This window comes from Tenacibaculum sp. 1_MG-2023, assembly GCF_030547425.1.
Taxonomy (GTDB): domain Bacteria; phylum Bacteroidota; class Bacteroidia; order Flavobacteriales; family Flavobacteriaceae; genus Polaribacter.
Genome location: NZ_JAUORH010000011.1, coordinates 71055 through 87865, shown reverse-complemented (window position 1 = coordinate 87865; position 16811 = coordinate 71055). Strand labels below are relative to the sequence as shown.

Annotated in this window: 19 protein-coding genes; 15 read left to right on the top strand and 4 right to left on the bottom strand. The window is 33.4% G+C overall.

The features are described from left to right. Window positions 1-71: 71 nt before the first annotated feature. The 15 genes from Q4517_RS09355 (at window position 72) to cysM (ending at window position 12636) form a co-directional block, all read left to right on the top strand. Complete coding sequence (locus tag Q4517_RS09355; RefSeq protein WP_303508418.1) at window positions 72-1238, top strand: O-succinylhomoserine sulfhydrylase; 1167 nt, start codon at window positions 72-74, stop codon at window positions 1236-1238. A gap of 23 nt (window positions 1239-1261) precedes the next feature. After that, window positions 1262-1669, top strand: coding sequence for an Rrf2 family transcriptional regulator (locus tag Q4517_RS09350; protein ID WP_303508415.1), 408 nt, complete (start codon window positions 1262-1264; stop codon window positions 1667-1669). A gap of 117 nt (window positions 1670-1786) precedes the next feature. Then, window positions 1787-2041, top strand: a complete 255-nt coding sequence (locus tag Q4517_RS09345; RefSeq protein WP_115902311.1) for a DUF2061 domain-containing protein — start codon at window positions 1787-1789, stop codon at window positions 2039-2041. Between the two features lie 11 nt (window positions 2042-2052). After that, window positions 2053-2661 carry a phosphoadenosine phosphosulfate reductase family protein gene (locus tag Q4517_RS09340; RefSeq protein ID WP_408034053.1) on the top strand — a complete coding sequence of 203 codons (609 nt, stop codon included), beginning with the start codon at window positions 2053-2055 and terminating at the stop codon, window positions 2659-2661. A gap of 11 nt (window positions 2662-2672) precedes the next feature. Beyond that, window positions 2673-3578, top strand: a complete 906-nt coding sequence (cysD, locus tag Q4517_RS09335) for a sulfate adenylyltransferase subunit CysD (protein ID WP_303508412.1) — start codon at window positions 2673-2675, stop codon at window positions 3576-3578. A gap of 104 nt (window positions 3579-3682) precedes the next feature. Further along, complete coding sequence (locus tag Q4517_RS09330) at window positions 3683-4930, top strand: sulfate adenylyltransferase subunit 1 (protein ID WP_303508411.1); 1248 nt, start codon at window positions 3683-3685, stop codon at window positions 4928-4930. Window positions 4931-4942: 12 nt separating this feature from the next. Next, window positions 4943-5290, top strand: a complete 348-nt coding sequence (locus Q4517_RS09325; protein WP_115902313.1) for a 4Fe-4S dicluster domain-containing protein — start codon at window positions 4943-4945, stop codon at window positions 5288-5290. 38 nt (window positions 5291-5328) lie between these two features. Then, entirely contained in the window at window positions 5329-7431 is a 2103-nt protein-coding gene (locus Q4517_RS09320) for a HEPN domain-containing protein (protein WP_303508406.1), read from the top strand. A gap of 14 nt (window positions 7432-7445) precedes the next feature. Beyond that, window positions 7446-8213, top strand: coding sequence for a uroporphyrinogen-III C-methyltransferase (gene cobA / locus Q4517_RS09315; protein WP_303508403.1), 768 nt, complete (start codon window positions 7446-7448; stop codon window positions 8211-8213). Between the two features lie 13 nt (window positions 8214-8226). Beyond that, on the top strand, window positions 8227-8829 hold the full coding sequence (locus tag Q4517_RS09310) for an HPP family protein (RefSeq protein ID WP_303508402.1): 603 nt from the start codon (window positions 8227-8229) through the stop codon (window positions 8827-8829). A gap of 21 nt (window positions 8830-8850) precedes the next feature. After that, a complete protein-coding gene (locus Q4517_RS09305; protein ID WP_303508400.1) occupies window positions 8851-9429 on the top strand; it encodes a bifunctional precorrin-2 dehydrogenase/sirohydrochlorin ferrochelatase in 579 nt (192 codons plus the stop codon). A gap of 7 nt (window positions 9430-9436) precedes the next feature. Continuing rightward, window positions 9437-10492, top strand: a complete 1056-nt coding sequence (locus tag Q4517_RS09300) for an NAD(P)/FAD-dependent oxidoreductase (protein WP_303508397.1) — start codon at window positions 9437-9439, stop codon at window positions 10490-10492. A gap of 134 nt (window positions 10493-10626) precedes the next feature. After that, complete coding sequence (locus tag Q4517_RS09295; protein WP_303508395.1) at window positions 10627-10962, top strand: 2Fe-2S iron-sulfur cluster-binding protein; 336 nt, start codon at window positions 10627-10629, stop codon at window positions 10960-10962. 23 nt (window positions 10963-10985) lie between these two features. Continuing rightward, window positions 10986-11729, top strand: coding sequence for a serine O-acetyltransferase EpsC (epsC, locus tag Q4517_RS09290; protein ID WP_303508393.1), 744 nt, complete (start codon window positions 10986-10988; stop codon window positions 11727-11729). Between the two features lie 19 nt (window positions 11730-11748). Continuing rightward, window positions 11749-12636 (top strand): cysteine synthase CysM, encoded by an 888-nt coding sequence (gene cysM, locus Q4517_RS09285; RefSeq protein ID WP_303508390.1) that lies wholly within the window; start codon window positions 11749-11751, stop codon window positions 12634-12636. A 94-nt stretch (window positions 12637-12730) separates the two neighbouring features. Here the strand turns inward: cysM and Q4517_RS09280 are convergent, their stop codons facing one another. The 4 genes from Q4517_RS09280 to Q4517_RS09265 all read right to left on the bottom strand — a co-directional run bounded on the left by Q4517_RS09280 (window position 12731) and on the right by Q4517_RS09265 (window position 16045). After that, entirely contained in the window at window positions 12731-13075 is a 345-nt protein-coding gene (locus Q4517_RS09280; protein WP_303508389.1) for a hypothetical protein, read from the bottom strand. Between the two features lie 148 nt (window positions 13076-13223). Beyond that, on the bottom strand, window positions 13224-14096 hold the full coding sequence (locus Q4517_RS09275) for a hypothetical protein (protein WP_303508388.1): 873 nt from the start codon (window positions 14094-14096) through the stop codon (window positions 13224-13226). Window positions 14097-14098: 2 nt separating this feature from the next. Then, complete coding sequence (locus tag Q4517_RS09270) at window positions 14099-14803, bottom strand: hypothetical protein (protein WP_303508386.1); 705 nt, start codon at window positions 14801-14803, stop codon at window positions 14099-14101. Window positions 14804-15430: 627 nt separating this feature from the next. Next, on the bottom strand, window positions 15431-16045 hold the full coding sequence (locus Q4517_RS09265) for a nitroreductase family protein (protein WP_368506466.1): 615 nt from the start codon (window positions 16043-16045) through the stop codon (window positions 15431-15433). Window positions 16046-16811: the final 766 nt, after the last annotated feature.

Below are 16811 nucleotides of genomic sequence, written 5' to 3'. Positions count from 1 at the left end.
AGCTGTAAGGAATAGAAAAACAACAAAAAGGAAACAACAAACAAATAAGTTACACCCTTTAAAAAACAAACATGAGTAAACATTTTGAAACACAAGCCATACGAATACAAACAGAACACTCACAATTTTCAGAGCATTCTACACCCATATACCTAACCTCAAGTTTTGTATTTGACGATGCAGAAGATATGAGAGCCTCATTTGCAGAAGAAAAGCAACGAAACCTATACAGTCGATTTTCAAACCCGAATACCACAGAATTTGTCGATAAAATAGTGGCTATGGAAGGTGCCGAAGCAGGCTACGCATTCGCAACAGGTATGGCAGCCGTGTTTTCAACCTTTGGAGCCCTGTTAAATGCAGGAGACCATATCGTATCATGTCGTTCAGTATTTGGTTCAACACACAGTTTGTTTACAAAGTATTTACCAAAGTGGAATATAAAAACAAGCTACTTTAAAATAACAGAAGCAGAAAAAATAGAAAGTCTAATACAACCAAATACCAAAATATTATATGCAGAAACACCAACAAACCCAGCAGTAGATATTTTAGATTTAGAACTATTAGGAAGCATTGCAAAGAAACACAACATATTATTAGTAATAGATAACTGCTTCGCAACCCCATACCTACAAAACCCAATAAAATTTGGAGCAGACTTAGTAATTCACTCAGCAACAAAACTCATAGACGGACAAGGACGTGTCTTAGGAGGAGTTACAGTAGGAAAAGAGGAACTGATAAGAGAAATTTATTTGTTTTCAAGAAATACAGGTCCTGCTATGTCGCCATTCAATGCTTGGGTGTTATCTAAAAGTTTGGAAACCTTATCAATCAGGGTAGAAAAACATTGTGAAAATGCCTTGAAAGTAGCACAGTTTTTAGAAGAACACCCAAAAGTAAACTTGGTAAAGTATCCGTTTTTAACATCACATCCACAATATGAAATCGCTAAAAAACAAATGCGATTAGGAGGAAACATTGTGGCTTTTGAAGTGAAAGGAGGTATAGAAGCAGGACGCAAATTTTTGAATAGCATAAAACTATGCTCCCTATCAGCAAACCTAGGAGACACAAGAACCATTGTAACACACCCAGCATCAACAACCCATAGTAAATTAAAAGAAGAAGACCGATTAGAAGTAGGAATTACAGACGGTTTAGTACGATGTTCGGTAGGATTAGAAAACGTAGAAGACGTAATTAACGATTTAAATCAAGCATTAAATAATTAAGAAGTAAAGCATATATTTGTAATATGCTTTCTAAGAAAACAAAATACGGAATTAAAGCGCTTACCTTTATTGCTAGGCAAGAAAAGGGCACTATGGTACAAATAGCAACCATTTCAGAAAAGGAAAATATTTCGCACAAATTTTTAGAAAGCATATTACTCACCTTACGAAAATCAGGAATTTTAGGAGCCAAAAAAGGAAAAGGAGGAGGCTATTACCTGCTAAAACCATCGAGCGAAATTAAAATGACTGATGTAATTAGAACACTTGAAGGCCCCATTGCTATGGTGCCATGTGTTAGTTTGAATTATTATGAAAAATGTGATGACTGCCCAGATGAAGAAGCATGCTCAGTACACAAATTAATGATTCAAGTAAGAGATAATACGCTACAAGTACTTCGAAATAACACACTTGCAGATTTAGTGTAGTATTAACAAATTGTAAAATTCAAATATTTTTTTGATTTCTCCTTGGAGAATTAAAAAGCATCTGTATATTTGTCAACTTAAAACCTAGTATCCCGATAGGGTAATAGTATTTTAAAAATGATTGTAGAGCAAGTAATAGAAAATAGAGCAAATTATAAAGAAGATAAACGTTCTGAAAAACCAATAAGAAGTATTGTAAAATCAATAAGTTGGAGAGTTGTTGGAACCATAGATACAATACTAATATCATGGGTAATTACAGGACAAGTAAAAACAGCCTTTTCAATTGGAGCTGTAGAATTAGTAACAAAAATGTTATTGTACTTTTTTCACGAAAGAGTTTGGAACAGTATTAAATGGGGTAAAAAATGAGTATAGAAACAATGAATTTAGAAGCAGTAAACACAGAGTTAAAAAACAAATCTCCAAAAGAGATTATTGTTTGGGCATTATTACAAGCAAACAAAGCAGTAGTAACCACAAACTTTCGTCCCTATGAAGGAGTTATTTTACACGCAGTAGCATCAGTAAAAAAAAGTATAGATGTTATTTGGTGTGATACAGGATATAATACTCCACAAACCTATAAACATGCTGAAGAATTAATTGAAAAACTACAATTAAACATTCAGTTGTATGTACCTAAACAAACAGTAGCACACAGAAACATCACTTTAGGTTTACCAACAATTAATGATCCAAAACATGCTGTTTTTACAGAACAAGTAAAGTTAGAGCCTTTCAAAAGAGCAATGAATGAACACAAACCAGATGTTTGGTTTACCAACTTAAGAAAAGGACAAACAGCTTTTAGAGATAGTATTGATATTGTTTCAAAAAGTAAAGAAGGAGTATTAAAAGTAAGTCCATTTTACCATTGGTCAGATGAAGAACTAGATGCTTACTTAGAAGAACACCAAATACCAAATGAGTTTAAATACTTCGATCCCACAAAAGTAGAAAGTAACAGAGAATGTGGTTTACATATTTAAAGAACATGATTATGAATACACAAACTATACAAGTAGGAGCTTTAGAAAGCGAAGCCATATACATATTAAGAGAAGTAGTCGCGCAATTTGAAAAACCGGTGTTATTGTTTTCGGGGGGCAAAGACAGCATAACACTGGTGCGACTTGCTCAAAAAGCATTTTATCCAGCAAAAATTCCTTTTCCATTATTGCACATCGATACAGGGCATAATTTTCCAGAAACGATTGAGTTTAGAGACCGTTTGGTGAAAGAATTAGATGTTGAGTTAATAGTACGTCAAGTACAAGACAATATTGATGCAGGTAAAGTAAAAGAAGAAAAAGGAAAATACGCAAGCCGAAACATGTTACAAACCGAAACGTTATTAGATGCCATAGAAGAATTTGGTTTCGACGCATGTATCGGCGGAGCGCGTAGAGATGAAGAAAAAGCGAGAGCCAAAGAACGTATTTTTTCAGTACGAGACGATTTCGGACAATGGGATGAAAAAAATCAACGTCCAGAATTGTTCGATATGCTAAATGGAAGAATAGATTTAGGTCAAAATGTTCGTGTTTTTCCTATATCTAACTGGACAGAGCTAGACGTATGGTCGTACATACAACAAGAACAAATTGAAATTCCATCCATCTATTTCGCTCATAAAAGAGCCACTTTTATTAGAGACGGATTAATCTGGTCTGCAAACGATGAAGTTGTGTTTAGAGAAAAAGAAGAAGAAGTACAAGAGCGTATGGTACGATTTAGAACCGTAGGAGATATGAGTTGTACAGCAGCGGTTTTATCAGACGCAATAGATATTGATACTGTGGTAGATGAAATCAGAGAATCAACCATATCAGAAAGAGGCGCAAGGATTGATGACAAACGCTCTGAAGCAGCGATGGAAAAGCGTAAACAACAAGGATATTTTTAAAATATAGGTTTTAGCTATTGGCCTTTGGCTGTTAGCAAGATTAAGATCTAAATAATAATAATAAAAAGGCGAACAGCTAAAAGCGAATAGCCAACAGCATAAAGATGAACGTAGTAAAAATAGCAACAGCAGGAAGTGTAGATGACGGAAAGAGTACGCTAATAGGGCGAATTTTATACGACACAAAATCATTAACCCAAGACAAATTAGAGGCAATAGAAGAAAAAAGTAAACAACGTGGGTTTGATTACTTAGACTTTTCTTTAGCAACTGATGGGTTGGTAGCAGAACGCGAACAAGGAATCACTATTGATGTAGCTCATATATATTTTTCAACACCAAAAACCAGTTTTATCATAGCCGATACTCCAGGTCATATAGAGTATACTAGAAACATGGTAACAGGAGCTTCAAACTCACAAGCTTCTATCATTTTGGTAGATGCCAGAAATGGAGTGGTTGAACAAACCTATCGTCACTTCTTTATCAATAACTTATTGAGAGTAAAAGATGTGATAGTAGCTGTTAACAAAATGGATTTGGTTGACTTTTCAGAAGAAAAATTCAACCAGATAAAAGGAGAAATAGAATATCTAGCTAAGAAAAGTGAGTATCAAAACCAAAACATCACATTTATTCCACTTTCTGCCTTAAAAGGAGACAATGTTGTGAGGTCTTCAGAAAACACCCCATGGTATAAAGGAGAAACATTATTGAATCATCTTGAAAACTTAGGTTCTGAAGATACAGAAGAAGTGTCAAAAGCACGTTTTCCTGTGCAAACAGTTATCCGTCCTAAAACAGATGAGTACCATGACTTTAGAGGATATGCAGGGAAATTGTATGGAGGAGATTTAGCAGTAGGAGACCCTGTAACGGTATTACCATCTGCAACAAAATCAACCATAAAAAGTATTCAATTTTTTGATAAAGAATATGCAAGAGCAAAAAGAGGAAGCTCAGTTAATATCACTCTAGAAGATGATGTAAACGTAAGTAGAGGAGATATGTTGGTAAAAGTAGGAGAAGAACCCTCTGTAGTAAAACAGTTAGAAGCTACAATTTGTTGGATGGATAAAACACCATTACAAGCCTCTCAAAAATATTACATCAAACACGGAGTAAACGATGTACAAGCAAAAATAACCGAACTAACAGCTTTAATTCGTACTGACTTTACAGGAAAAGAAAAAGCTCCATCTCAATTATTACTAAATGAAATAGGAGAGGTGAGTTTAAAGGTTAGTAAACCGTTGTTTGTTGATTCGTATGAAGAAAATAAAGCAAACGGAGCATTTATAATCATCAACCCTAAAACCAATACTACCTCAGGAGTTGGTTTTATCAAGTAAATAATAAAAGTTATGGCAATAATCATTACAGATGAATGCATTAACTGCGGAGCTTGCGAACCAGAATGCCCAAATACAGCCATTTACGAAGGAGCTAGTGACTGGAAGTATAACGAAGGAACTTCATTACAAGGAAATGTAACCTTATTGGATGGAACTTCTGTTAATGCAAACGAGGACAATGAACCAGTATCAGATGAATACTATTTTATAGTACCTGATAAATGTACTGAATGTAAAGGATTTCATGAAGAACCACAATGTGCAGCGGTTTGTCCAGTAGATTGTTGTGTGCCAGATGATGCACATGTAGAAACCGAAGAACAATTGTTAGCAAAACAAGAATTCTTACATAACTAATATCAACACTTTTACAAGCAAATTAAGGAGTAAAACAGATGCAAAGTTTTAGATCAGAAATAGAAAACCCTTTAGTAGAAAAAGATATCCTAGAGTTAGAGCGCAAAATACGCTTGTTTAACGAAGGGAAAATAGATGAAGAACGTTTCAGAAGCTTACGTTTAGCCAGAGGAATATATGGGCAACGTCAGTTTGGTGTACAAATGATTCGTATCAAATTACCGTACGGTAAAGTTACGAGCGAACAGTTACATAGAATAGCAGATGTTTCTGATGAGTATTCACGTGGTCGTTTACACATTACTACACGTCAAGATATTCAAATTCACCACGTAAGTTTAGACAGAACACCTGAGTTATGGGCACAGTTAGAAAAAGACGATATTACGTTGCGAGAAGCCTGTGGTAATGCCGTACGTAATGTTACAGCTTCAGAAACGGCAGGAATAGACCCAAAAGAACCGTTTGATGTATCGCCGTATGCACATGCAACCTTTCAATTTTTCTTGCGTAATCCAATCTGTCAAGAAATGGGAAGGAAATTCAAAATGTCTTTTTCTGCAACAGAAGAAGATACCGCATTGAGTTTTATTCACGACTTAGGATTCATTGCTAAAACGAAAACAGTTGACGGTAAAGAGGTAAAAGGATTTAAAGTATTATTAGCAGGTGGATTGGGTTCACAACCACGTCATGCAGATGTGATTTATGAATTTTTAGAAACTGAATTATTAATTCCTACTATTGAAGGTGTTTTACGTGTATTTGATCGTTACGGAGAACGTGCAAAAAGAGCCAAAGCCCGCTTAAAATTCTTAGTAAAAGATTTAGGAGTAGATGCTTTCTTAGAGTTAGTAGCCGCTGAAAGAAACGCATTGGCGTATAAAACCTATCCGATAGATACTACCGATTTTGAACAAGATATTGTTTTTGAAACCAACGAAGCTCCATCTGTAGTGATAGAAAATGAAGAAGCGTATAAAAACTGGAAAGCAACCAATGTCTTCAAGCAAAAGCAAGATAGACTATATGCGATAGGGATTAAAGTGCATTTAGGAGATTTTTATACCGATAAAGCACGTTTGTTAGCAGATTTAATCAAGAAATATGCAGCGAATGAGTTACGCTTTACACTACGTCAAAATATTTTGATTCGTCATGTAAGAGAAGAATTTTTACCGTTTTTCTATAGTGAATTACAAAAATTAGGCTTTGCAGAAGTAGGCTATAATAGCTTAAACGATATTACAGCATGCCCAGGAACAGATACATGTAACTTAGGTATTGCTAGTAGTACTGGAATTGCAGCTGAACTAGAACGTGTGTTAAAAGCCGAATATCCGCAGTATGTAAATAATAAAGACATTGCGATTAAAATTAGCGGATGTATGAACGCATGTGGACAACATAATATGGCACACATTGGTTTTCAAGGAATGTCTGTAAAAGTAGGTAAATTATTAGCTCCTGCTTTACAAGTATTAGTTGGAGGTGGAGTTTTAGGAGATGGAAGTGGACGTTTTTCTGATAAGTTAGTGAAAATTCCAAGTAAAAGAGGACCAGAATCCTTACGAATCTTGTTAAACGATTTTGAAAGCAATAAACAAGCAGATGAAGACTTTTTAAGCTATTACGATAGACAGGGAAAAACGTATTTCTATGACCTTTTAAAAGAATTATCAGATACCACCAATTTAACAGAAGATGATTTTATTGATTGGGGACACGATAAAAACTATGTAAAAGCCATAGGAGTAGGGGAATGTGCAGGAGTAGTGATAGACTTAGTAGCAACCTTACTGTTTGAAAGTGAAGAAAAGCTAGAAAATGCATCAGAAGCCTTGAACAGTCAACAATGGTCTGATAGTATTTACCATGCCTATGCTGCTATGGTAAACACAGCTAAAGCATTATTAACATCAGAAGGAGCAAAAACCAATACACAAGCGGGAATCATCACCAATTTTGATGAAGTTTTTGTAGCAACAAATAAAATAGAATTACCAAGTTCATTCGCCGAGTTGATTTATCAAATCAATGAAAATGAACCTACGGAATCTTTTGCAAAAAAGTATTTAGAAGAAGCAACATCGTTTTACAAAAAGATAGATGCTTACCGAAAAGTAGCGGTAGAAAGTTAAAAAAGGAGAGTCCAATGAAAAATCAACCAAAATTAACCGTAGTAGGTGCAGGACCAGGAGATGCTGATTTAATCACCTTAAAAGCCATTAAAGCGTTAGAACAAGCCGATGTGGTATTGTACGATGCATTGGTAAATAATAACCTGTTAGGATATGTGAATCCAAATGCAGAAGTAATCTTTGTAGGAAAACGCAGAGGGTGTTACAGATATCAACAAGAACAGATTAATGAGTTGATTGTCGCAAGAGGATTTTCTCACGGACACGTAGTACGTTTAAAAGGAGGTGACCCTTTTATTTTTGGTAGAGGGTCAGAAGAAATGGAATACGCAGCTAAACATGGATTAGAAGTTGCTGTAGTACCAGGAATTTCATCTTCATTAGCAGTACCAGCATATCAGAACATTCCCTTGACAAAAAGAGGAAATTCAGAAAGTTTTTGGGTTATTACAGGAACTACAAAACAGCATCAATTGTCAAACGATGTTGCTTTGGCAGCAAAATCGAGTGCAACGGTTGTTATATTAATGGGTATGGGAAAACTCTCAGAAATCATTCATCTTTTTAAAGAAGCAGGAAAGAACGAATTACCCGTAGCGATTATTCAAAATGGAACAACTCCTGAAGAAAAAATAGGAATAGGTACTGTAGATACAATTGAAGAAGTTGCTGTAAAAAATAACTTGAGTAATCCTGCTATTATTGTGTTAGGAGACGTAGTAAACCACAGACAGCAATTGCTACAAGTACAACAAGAAGCTGTTTTAAAAGAAGTGGTATAAAGAAGTTTTAGTAATGGTAAAACAAAGAATTCAAAGAAGCATTAGAATAACAAGATATATTCTTTATAAAGAAACCTTACTTGATTTTAAAGAAAGCTTTTGGTCATTTATCGGTGCTTTTTTTGGTATAGGTTTAATTGCTTTTATTCAATCATTCTATTTGCCAGATATCGAAAATATTTTTTTAATAGGTTCTTTTGGAGCATCTTGCGTTTTAATATATGGAGCAATTCAAAGTCCTTTAGCACAACCTAGAAACTTAATAGGAGGTCATGTAGTATCTGCTATAATAGGAGTAACTATATACAACTTAGTACCAAGTGTTGTATGGATATCAGCACCATTAGCTGTTTCATTTTCTATCATAGCAATGCAGTATACAAAAACACTTCATCCACCAGGAGGAGCTACAGCATTAATAGCAGTTATAGGGACTGAAAAAATTAAATCATTAGGGTATATGTATGTCCTATCTCCTGTATTAACAGGAACTTTAATTCTTTTTGTAGTAGCTCTGTTATTTAATAATATGACAAAAAGTAGGTGTTATCCTACCAATAGAAAATATACAAGACTTTTTAAAATGAAAACTATTAAAAGCAGGCAACAATATTAAATAAGTTTAAAAAGAATATTAATGAAGAAAGAAAGAAATAACCTGTACCCAATCTTTTTAAAAACAAAAGAATTAGAGGTGTTAATTGTTGGAGGTGGATTTGTTGCAGAGGAAAAATTACGATTTTTATTAAAATCAAGTCCAGATGCTATCGTAACTATGGTCGCTCCATTCTTTAGAGAAGAAACCGTTGAAGTAGCTATACAAGGTAAGGTAAATATGATAACAGATAGCTATAATGATACCTATTTACAAGGAAAACATTTAGTGATTGCAACAACAAATGTTCCTGAAGTAAATATACAAGTGTATAAAGATTGTAGGAGTCAAAATAAATTGGTGAATGTAGCAGACAATCCACCGTACTGTGACTTTTACATGGGTGGAATTGTAACCAAAGGGAATGTAAAAGTAGCTATTTCAACCAACGGTAAATCACCAACAACGGCTAAGAGGTTACGTCAGTTTTTTGAGGAAGTAATTCCAGAAGACATCAATCAATTAGTACAAAACTTAAATAGTTATAGAAAAACTATCAAAGGAAACTTTGAACAAAAAGTAGAAACATTAAATAAGCTAACAGAGAGTTTAGTGAAATAGAGTACAAATGATACAAACAGATATATTAATTATAGGAGCAGGTCCTACAGGACTATTTACCGTTTTTGAAGCAGGATTATTAAAATTACGTTGTCATTTAATTGATGCCTTACCACAACCAGGAGGGCAGTGTTCAGAAATTTATCCGAAGAAACCAATTTATGATATTCCAGCATATCCAGAGATTTTAGCAGGAGACTTAACTAAGAACTTACTAGAACAAATAAAACAATTTGAACCAGGATTTACATTGGGTGAACGCGCTGATACTATTGAAAAACAAGATGACGGAACATATATCGTAACCACTAATAAAGGAACAAAACATCAAGCACCTGTAGTAGCTATAGCAGGAGGCTTAGGAAGTTTTGAACCTCGTAAACCACCGATTCCAAATATCGCTGACTTTGAAGATAAAGGAGTAGAGTACATGATTAAAGAGCCAGAACTATATCGCGATAAAGATGTGGTAATTGCTGGAGGAGGAGATTCTGCCCTAGATTGGTCTATTTTCTTAAGTGATGTAGCAAAATCGGTAACCTTAATTCATAGAAGAAATGAGTTTAGAGGAGCATTAGATTCTGTAGAAAAAGTTCAAGAATTAAAGAATTTAGGCAAGATTAATTTAATAACACCTGCTGAGGTAAAAGCAGTATTAGGTGAAAACCATGTAACAGGTGTTGTGGTAGAAGAAAAAGGGAAAGAACCTTATATGATAGATACCGACCACTTTATCCCATTATTTGGATTAGCGCCTAAATTAGGACCAATTGCCAATTGGGGATTAGAAATTGAGAAGAATGCTATTAAAGTAAACAATGCGTTGGATTATCAAACGAATGTAGAAGGTATCTATGCTATTGGAGATGTAAATACCTATCCAGGAAAATTGAAATTAATTTTATGTGGATTTCATGAGGCAACACTCATGTGTCAAAGTGCATACAAACGCATCCATCCAGATAAAAAGTATGTGATGAAGTATACCACTGTTGGCGGTGTAGACGGTTTTGATGGTACAAGAAAAGAAGCACCAAAAGCAGTAGTAAAAGCAATTCAATAATGGGGATTAGGATGAAAGTAGTTAGGAGTTAAGCGTATAATTTTGTTGTAATTACAAGTTTTAAGTAGAAACTTCTTTACCAACAAAATAGAAAAGCCTTCCTAACTACTGATTCCTATAAGAAATTGTTACAAATGGATAGTCAAGACATTAATATAAAAATAATAGACCGTGAAGGTGTAATGCATGAGGTAGTTGCTCCGACAGATATGGCAATGAACTTAATGGAAGTGGTTCGATCATACGAATTAGCTCCTGAAGGAACTATAGGAATCTGTGGAGGAATGGCAATGTGTGCATCTTGTCAATGTTATGTAAAGTCAAATCATGAATTACCTGAAATAAATGACGATGAAGATGCAATGTTAGCAGAAGCCTTTCATGTAGAAGAAAATAGCCGACTAGGATGTCAAATTCAAATGACATCTGAATTAGAAGGACTTGAAGTTGAGCTAGCTCCTGAAAGTTAGTTATTTTTGTAAAAAATTAGTAAATGCAATTCAAACAATACGATTTATCATTAAAAGATGATGTTGAAAACTTTACAAAACAATTATTTTACGCATTGTTTAATGATGTATGTCAAGAAAAAGCAAACCATTTAAAAGAGAAGTTTATAAAAATTTTAAATGGCTTGGCTATTAAAAATGCTCCAGAAGCATGGGCTGTATACCAACAAACATTTTGTGAAATACGAGAAAAGTTAGATTTAGATGCCAAAGCATTTGAACAAACAGATCCAGCCTGTAAAAGCTTAGGAGAAGTGTATTTAGCATATCCAGGGTTTCATGCGATAGCAGTGTATCGATTGAGTCATGAATTGTATAAAATGGAAATTCCTATTTTACCAAGAATGATGAGTGAATATGCGCATGGATTAACAGGAACAGATATTCATCCAGGAGCAGCAATTGGCGATTCGTTTTTTGTAGATCATGCAACAGGAATTGTGATTGGAGAAACCACTATTATTAAAAAAAATGTAAAAATATATCAGGGAGTTACCTTAGGAGGAATTCAAGTTAAAAAAGAATTAGCTTCTACAAAAAGGCATCCAACGATTGAAAATAATGTAACCATTTATGCCAACGCAACTATTTTAGGAGGAGATGTAGTAATAGGAAGAGATAGCGTAATAGGCGCAAATGTTTGCGTAACCACCTCTGTACCCGAAGGATCTATTGTAACCTATGAGTCGGAAAATAAAATAACCACTAGAAAATCCTATGTTAAATGATGTAGGTACTAAATTAACCATGAAAACTAAAACAATTATAGATAGTATAGGAAATACGCCACTAATAGAAGTATCTAACATACTTCAAAAGGAAGGCGTAAAACTATTATTAAAACTAGAGGGAAATAACCCAGGCGGAAGTGTAAAAGATAGAGCAGCCTTTAATATGATTGCTGAAGCTATTAAAAGGAAAAATATCCGTCAAGGAGATTATTTAGTAGAAGCAACTAGTGGAAACACAGGAATTGCGTTAGCACTCATGGCAAAAGTATTAGGAGTAAATATGGTATTGGTGATGCCTGAAAACTCTACTGAAGAACGTGTAAAAACCATGCGTGCTTACGGAGCTGAGGTTATTTTAACAGATGCAGAAAAAGGTATTGAAGGTTCTAGAGATGTAGCGATGGAATTACGCTATAAAAAAGGCTATTTTATGCTCAACCAGTTTGAAAATACTGATAATTGGAAAGCACACTATAAAACTACAGGTCCAGAAATTTGGAACGATACCGAAGGAGCAATAACTCATTTTGTTTCAGCCATGGGAACTACAGGAACCATTATGGGAGTGTCTACCTATTTAAAAGAACAAAACCCTGAGGTACAAATTGTAGGAGCACAACCTAAAGATGGAGCTAGAATACCTGGAATTCGTAAGTGGTCGCCAGAATATCAACCTAAATTCTTTAACAAAAGTAAGGTGGATCAAGTGGTAGAGCTAGATGAAAACGATGCAAAAAACATGACCAGAAAGCTAGCACAAGAAGAAGGTGTTTTTGCAGGAATGAGTAGTGGAGGAGCGGTACATGCAGCCCTAGAAATAGCCAAAACTATTGATAAAGGGGTTATTGTAGCTATCATTTGTGATAGAGGTGATCGTTATTTATCTTCGGATTTATTTCAATAAACTGTCTTTACTTATTTAATAATACAAGAATTCCCGCCTAAGTGCGGGAATTTTAATAAATATTTTTTTACGAAAAGAGCTATTAGTTAACATTTTACTTGTTATCATCCCAATGAAACTTATGTATAATTCGATGAATGATAGGGCTTATTAATATGCCCAAAGAAGCTATAAACACCAATCCAGCATAAAGTCCGTATATGCCAGCAAAAATGTGTCCGCTTTGAGAACTTGGCTTCTCAATAAGTCCTAAGCCCGATAACATGATTGATGAATGTAAAAAAGACTCACTTAAGGTTACATCTTCAAAAGTTGAAAACCCCAAAATACCTATTAAAAGAGAAAAGACTATCAATACTAAAATACCTAAAAAGTGTTTTAATAGTCTGATATAAAACCTTTTTTTATTGATAGGTGCTTCTGTTCTTTTTTCGTACATGGTTTATTATTTGTACTACAAAGTACTATTTTTTATAGACAATATGCTTTTATAATGATTAATTAGTAGAGTCTAATTTAACAGTAGCATTTAATTTTTTGTATTCATTTGAAACTTCAATTTAGTGAAGAAAGGTATTAATTTTTAATTATACATCTTTGTTGTATGTTTTTTTTATGTTGTATTCAAAATTAAGTACTCTCAAGCCATAAAATTTTAGTGTTTGATTTGCTTTTATTTTTCCGTCATTAAAACTCACTGTAAGATTGTCTTTAAATGACTTTATATATTTTGTCCATAAATTTCCATTTTTGTCTTTTAGCAAAAAGTAAAATCCACTATCTCCAATTTTTCTACCTACAGACTTTAAGCTTAGTTCTCCGTTGCTACCAACGCTTGGTTGTAAAATAACTGTGGCATTCCCATTTGGTAATGGAAATATTGCTTTTATACAGGTTGTTCCATTCGGAATTGTACAAGTTTCATAAACACCTGAATAAACAACTTGTTCCGTTTTTTTAAATGTTCTTAACCAAATCGTTCGTTTTATTTTTTTCGTTTTTTTATCAATTAGTTGTATAATTTCGCTATTCATTCCCTTTTTGTTCTTGCTGTTATTCATAGGAATGTTCAGTTGTTCAATTCTATTACTGAAAAGTATTTTAAGGAGGTAGCCCAAAAACTTAAAAATAGGATTCCATTTAGTTTTCAATTCAAATTCATAACTACTCGTGTTTTCGTAAAAGTCAATTACATTTTTTGATAACTTATTAAGTTCAGTTGTTGGTAATTTTAATTGGTTAATAGAGGTTATTAATCCTTTACTTAGTTCAGATTTACAGATTTCTAAATTTTCGTTTTTTTCTAATTGCTTAATAAATTTTTCTCCAATTCCATTTGTGTTTCCAAATGGACCTAACAACCATTCATATTCTTTTGAATTTATTTTTTTACCTGAAACAATTACCCATTGTTGAGTAACCCAATCTTGAAAGTTCTGTTTTATAAAAGCAAATCCCATTATTAAACAGTTTTCTTAGTGTAATTGCTATTACCTTTCCAAGAACCATATTCAGAAAGTGGTTTAAATCTTAGGGTTGTAAACTCAAAATGAAAGTTTTTGCGCTCTCTTTCTTTCATTGCATTTGAGTGTCTTTTAGGTTTTGGAATTTTACTATGACCGTGAACCATACTCTCCATTTCGTTTACATTTTTCCAAATTGAAAAGGTAGAAATTGTATTCGGGAATTTGAAAGATGCAAGAGAAAGTAATGTTCCAGAATGATCCCTTACTAATTTTTCAACTGGTCTTCCCCAATGTAAGAATCTCGGAACTGCTAAAGGTTTCATACGAGCAATTGTTACTACAACTACAGGAGAGTTGGGATTGTCTAAGGTTTCTTTTTCTTTAGGTATTTTATATCCTTTTATCTTTCCCCATTCTCTCATAAAACCTAAGCGAATGTGCCAACCTTTGTTTAATACTTTTCCAAAATTGTCTTTTTCTAAAAAGTTGTCAAGGTCTTTTTCGCTTTCCCATTGAGCAAAAATTGCTACTTCTCTTATTAAAAAACGAGAAGGAGATAGAATAGGAGAACCTAAAGTCATTGTAGTCATATATTCAGAATAAATTAGACCTTTTGTGTTCTTTTTTATCAAGTTTAAAAATAATCCTTTAATCGCTTTTCCAAATGGAATTTTTATAAGGTGAAAAGAGGAAATGTTCATTTATTGGCTTATATTAATTACTACACTGAATTTTTCTACACAAATCAATAATTTTAGTAGGAACAAACTCTTTAAATTCCTCTTCTGTAATATTATGGTTAAAATTAGTTGAAGCAGATATTACGTAGTTTTCGTTTTCATAATTAAAAGTTATATAACTTCTTATTTCTTTTGATTTACCTTCCGAAATCAATGCTATTTCTCCATTATCTAGTTTATATGCTTACCAAGTATTAGTATAAACTCTATCGACAGGTTCGGTCAATAATAAAACTCTATTCTAAGTCTCCACTTTTAGGTCAGTCTTATTCTCTTATCCGATAGTATTGTTAGAGAAGAATAATAAAGTTAAAAGCATAATAAAATTAACGATATTATTCATAGTTCAATATTAGGTTTTGTTGATTTTAAAAATGTACTACAACTTATTTACATACATAATAAAATTACTAATTAGATTCCTTTTATGGTAGGATAAGTAGAAGTTTTTAGCAATTTTATTTTTCTTATTTCGAGTAGCCAATATAAAACAAAATAAAAAACCGCACAAAAAATGTACGTTTATAATATTTTAAATGAGGTAATAGGGAAATAAGAAAACAAGTATAATTTCTTTTAGTATATGTATTAATAAAAACTAAATAATAAAGCAGATTTTAGAGTTCGTTTTGTAGGCTGTTCTTTATGTTGTTTATACTCTATAAAAAGATTTTCCATAGGTTTTCTCACTTTGTGTGTGTTTTGAGAATGGTCTTCGTCAGAACGATAACCAACAGGAGCAACAACAGTAGCATTTAACCCTAACTTATCCAAGTCTAATATTTTGTTATAAGCTTCGGCGTCAAAACCTTCCATAGGACAAGCATCTATTTTAAGCTCTGAACAAGCATTTAGTAAATTCCCCAAAGCAAGGTAAACTTGGTTAGAAGTCCACTTGTTCTTTTCAACCAAAGTTCTATTCGTAACGTCAGATTTAATAAAATCAGCATACCCTTTAAAATTAGAAATGTCTACCTGTTCTATTTCAGATTTTAAAGAAAAATAAGCATCTATATGGTCATTGGTAACCTTTGAATAATTACAAAACACAAATAAATGCGAAGCATCAGTAATTTGGCTCTGTCCGTAAGAAACAGTTTTTAATTGCTCTTTTATCGCACTGTCTTCTATAATCAAAACGGTATACAATTGCAGACCATAAGAAGAAGGAGCTAATTGAATCGCTCTTTTTAAAAGTTCTATATGCTATATTGAAACTTTTTTAGAAGCATCAAATTTTTTAGTAGCGTATCGCCACTCAAGGTTATCTATTAAAGTCATACTATAATTGTTTAAGAATACGACAAAAGTAGGAGGGGAGTAGCTACAACGCCTTTACATATGTTGATTTAGTAATTTTTTACATTTTTTCTTTCTCAAAGGAGTTTGGATTGAAAATCCAAGTAAACGAAACCGTCAGCGAGGGAGTATTCAATAAAGTGTGTCGGGAGTATTCAATAAGAGTATTTGGAACTTCATTGAGCGATATTCCTCTCTCGCGTTCGGAATGACGGTTTCGTTATGTTGAGGAAATTTAAACAGAGCTAAATTTTATGACTTATATTATGACCTACAAGAAAATCTTTAAAAATCAAGACAGCAGTGGTGGGTGTAAGATAAAAAGCTGTTTGAGCGATAGCGAGTTCTTTTTATCAGTGGAAGGTGTCGTAGTATTTTCTTAAGATTTTATGGTAAGTCTTTATTTTTGTTTCTTTTTATCAAGAAAAAGAATATCAACAATACTTTTTATATTATGTAGATTTTGTCTTAACCTTCAGACAGTAGTGTAGAGTGTTTGTGACTCTAAAGAGTACTTGGAACTTCATTGAGTGAGATTCCTCTCTCGCGTTCGGAATGACGGTTACAAGTTGTCATTTCGAACCAAGCGATAGCGAAGTGTGAGAAAACTCAGGGTTCAGGAGGGTTACATCTTAGAATAGAATGTTTGTAATTCTAAAGAGTACTTGGA

Coding starts and splice junctions, on each gene's coding strand:
- Q4517_RS09320 (WP_303508406.1), top strand. CDS start 5,329: ATGCAAAGTTTTAGATCAGAAATAGAAAACCCTTTAGTAGAAAAAGAT.
- Q4517_RS09280 (WP_303508389.1), bottom strand. CDS start 13,075: ATGTACGAAAAAAGAACAGAAGCACCTATCAATAAAAAAAGGTTTTAT.
- Q4517_RS09310 (WP_303508402.1), top strand. CDS start 8,227: ATGGTAAAACAAAGAATTCAAAGAAGCATTAGAATAACAAGATATATT.
- Q4517_RS09300 (WP_303508397.1), top strand. CDS start 9,437: ATGATACAAACAGATATATTAATTATAGGAGCAGGTCCTACAGGACTA.
- Q4517_RS09350 (WP_303508415.1), top strand. CDS start 1,262: ATGCTTTCTAAGAAAACAAAATACGGAATTAAAGCGCTTACCTTTATT.
- Q4517_RS09355 (WP_303508418.1), top strand. CDS start 72: ATGAGTAAACATTTTGAAACACAAGCCATACGAATACAAACAGAACAC.
- Q4517_RS09305 (WP_303508400.1), top strand. CDS start 8,851: ATGAAGAAAGAAAGAAATAACCTGTACCCAATCTTTTTAAAAACAAAA.
- Q4517_RS09295 (WP_303508395.1), top strand. CDS start 10,627: ATGGATAGTCAAGACATTAATATAAAAATAATAGACCGTGAAGGTGTA.
- epsC (WP_303508393.1), top strand. CDS start 10,986: ATGCAATTCAAACAATACGATTTATCATTAAAAGATGATGTTGAAAAC.
- cobA (WP_303508403.1), top strand. CDS start 7,446: ATGAAAAATCAACCAAAATTAACCGTAGTAGGTGCAGGACCAGGAGAT.
- Q4517_RS09275 (WP_303508388.1), bottom strand. CDS start 14,096: ATGGGATTTGCTTTTATAAAACAGAACTTTCAAGATTGGGTTACTCAA.
- Q4517_RS09345 (WP_115902311.1), top strand. CDS start 1,787: ATGATTGTAGAGCAAGTAATAGAAAATAGAGCAAATTATAAAGAAGAT.
- Q4517_RS09325 (WP_115902313.1), top strand. CDS start 4,943: ATGGCAATAATCATTACAGATGAATGCATTAACTGCGGAGCTTGCGAA.
- Q4517_RS09340 (WP_408034053.1), top strand. CDS start 2,053: ATGAATTTAGAAGCAGTAAACACAGAGTTAAAAAACAAATCTCCAAAA.
- Q4517_RS09270 (WP_303508386.1), bottom strand. CDS start 14,803: ATGAACATTTCCTCTTTTCACCTTATAAAAATTCCATTTGGAAAAGCG.
- cysM (WP_303508390.1), top strand. CDS start 11,749: ATGAAAACTAAAACAATTATAGATAGTATAGGAAATACGCCACTAATA.
- cysD (WP_303508412.1), top strand. CDS start 2,673: ATGAATACACAAACTATACAAGTAGGAGCTTTAGAAAGCGAAGCCATA.
- Q4517_RS09330 (WP_303508411.1), top strand. CDS start 3,683: ATGAACGTAGTAAAAATAGCAACAGCAGGAAGTGTAGATGACGGAAAG.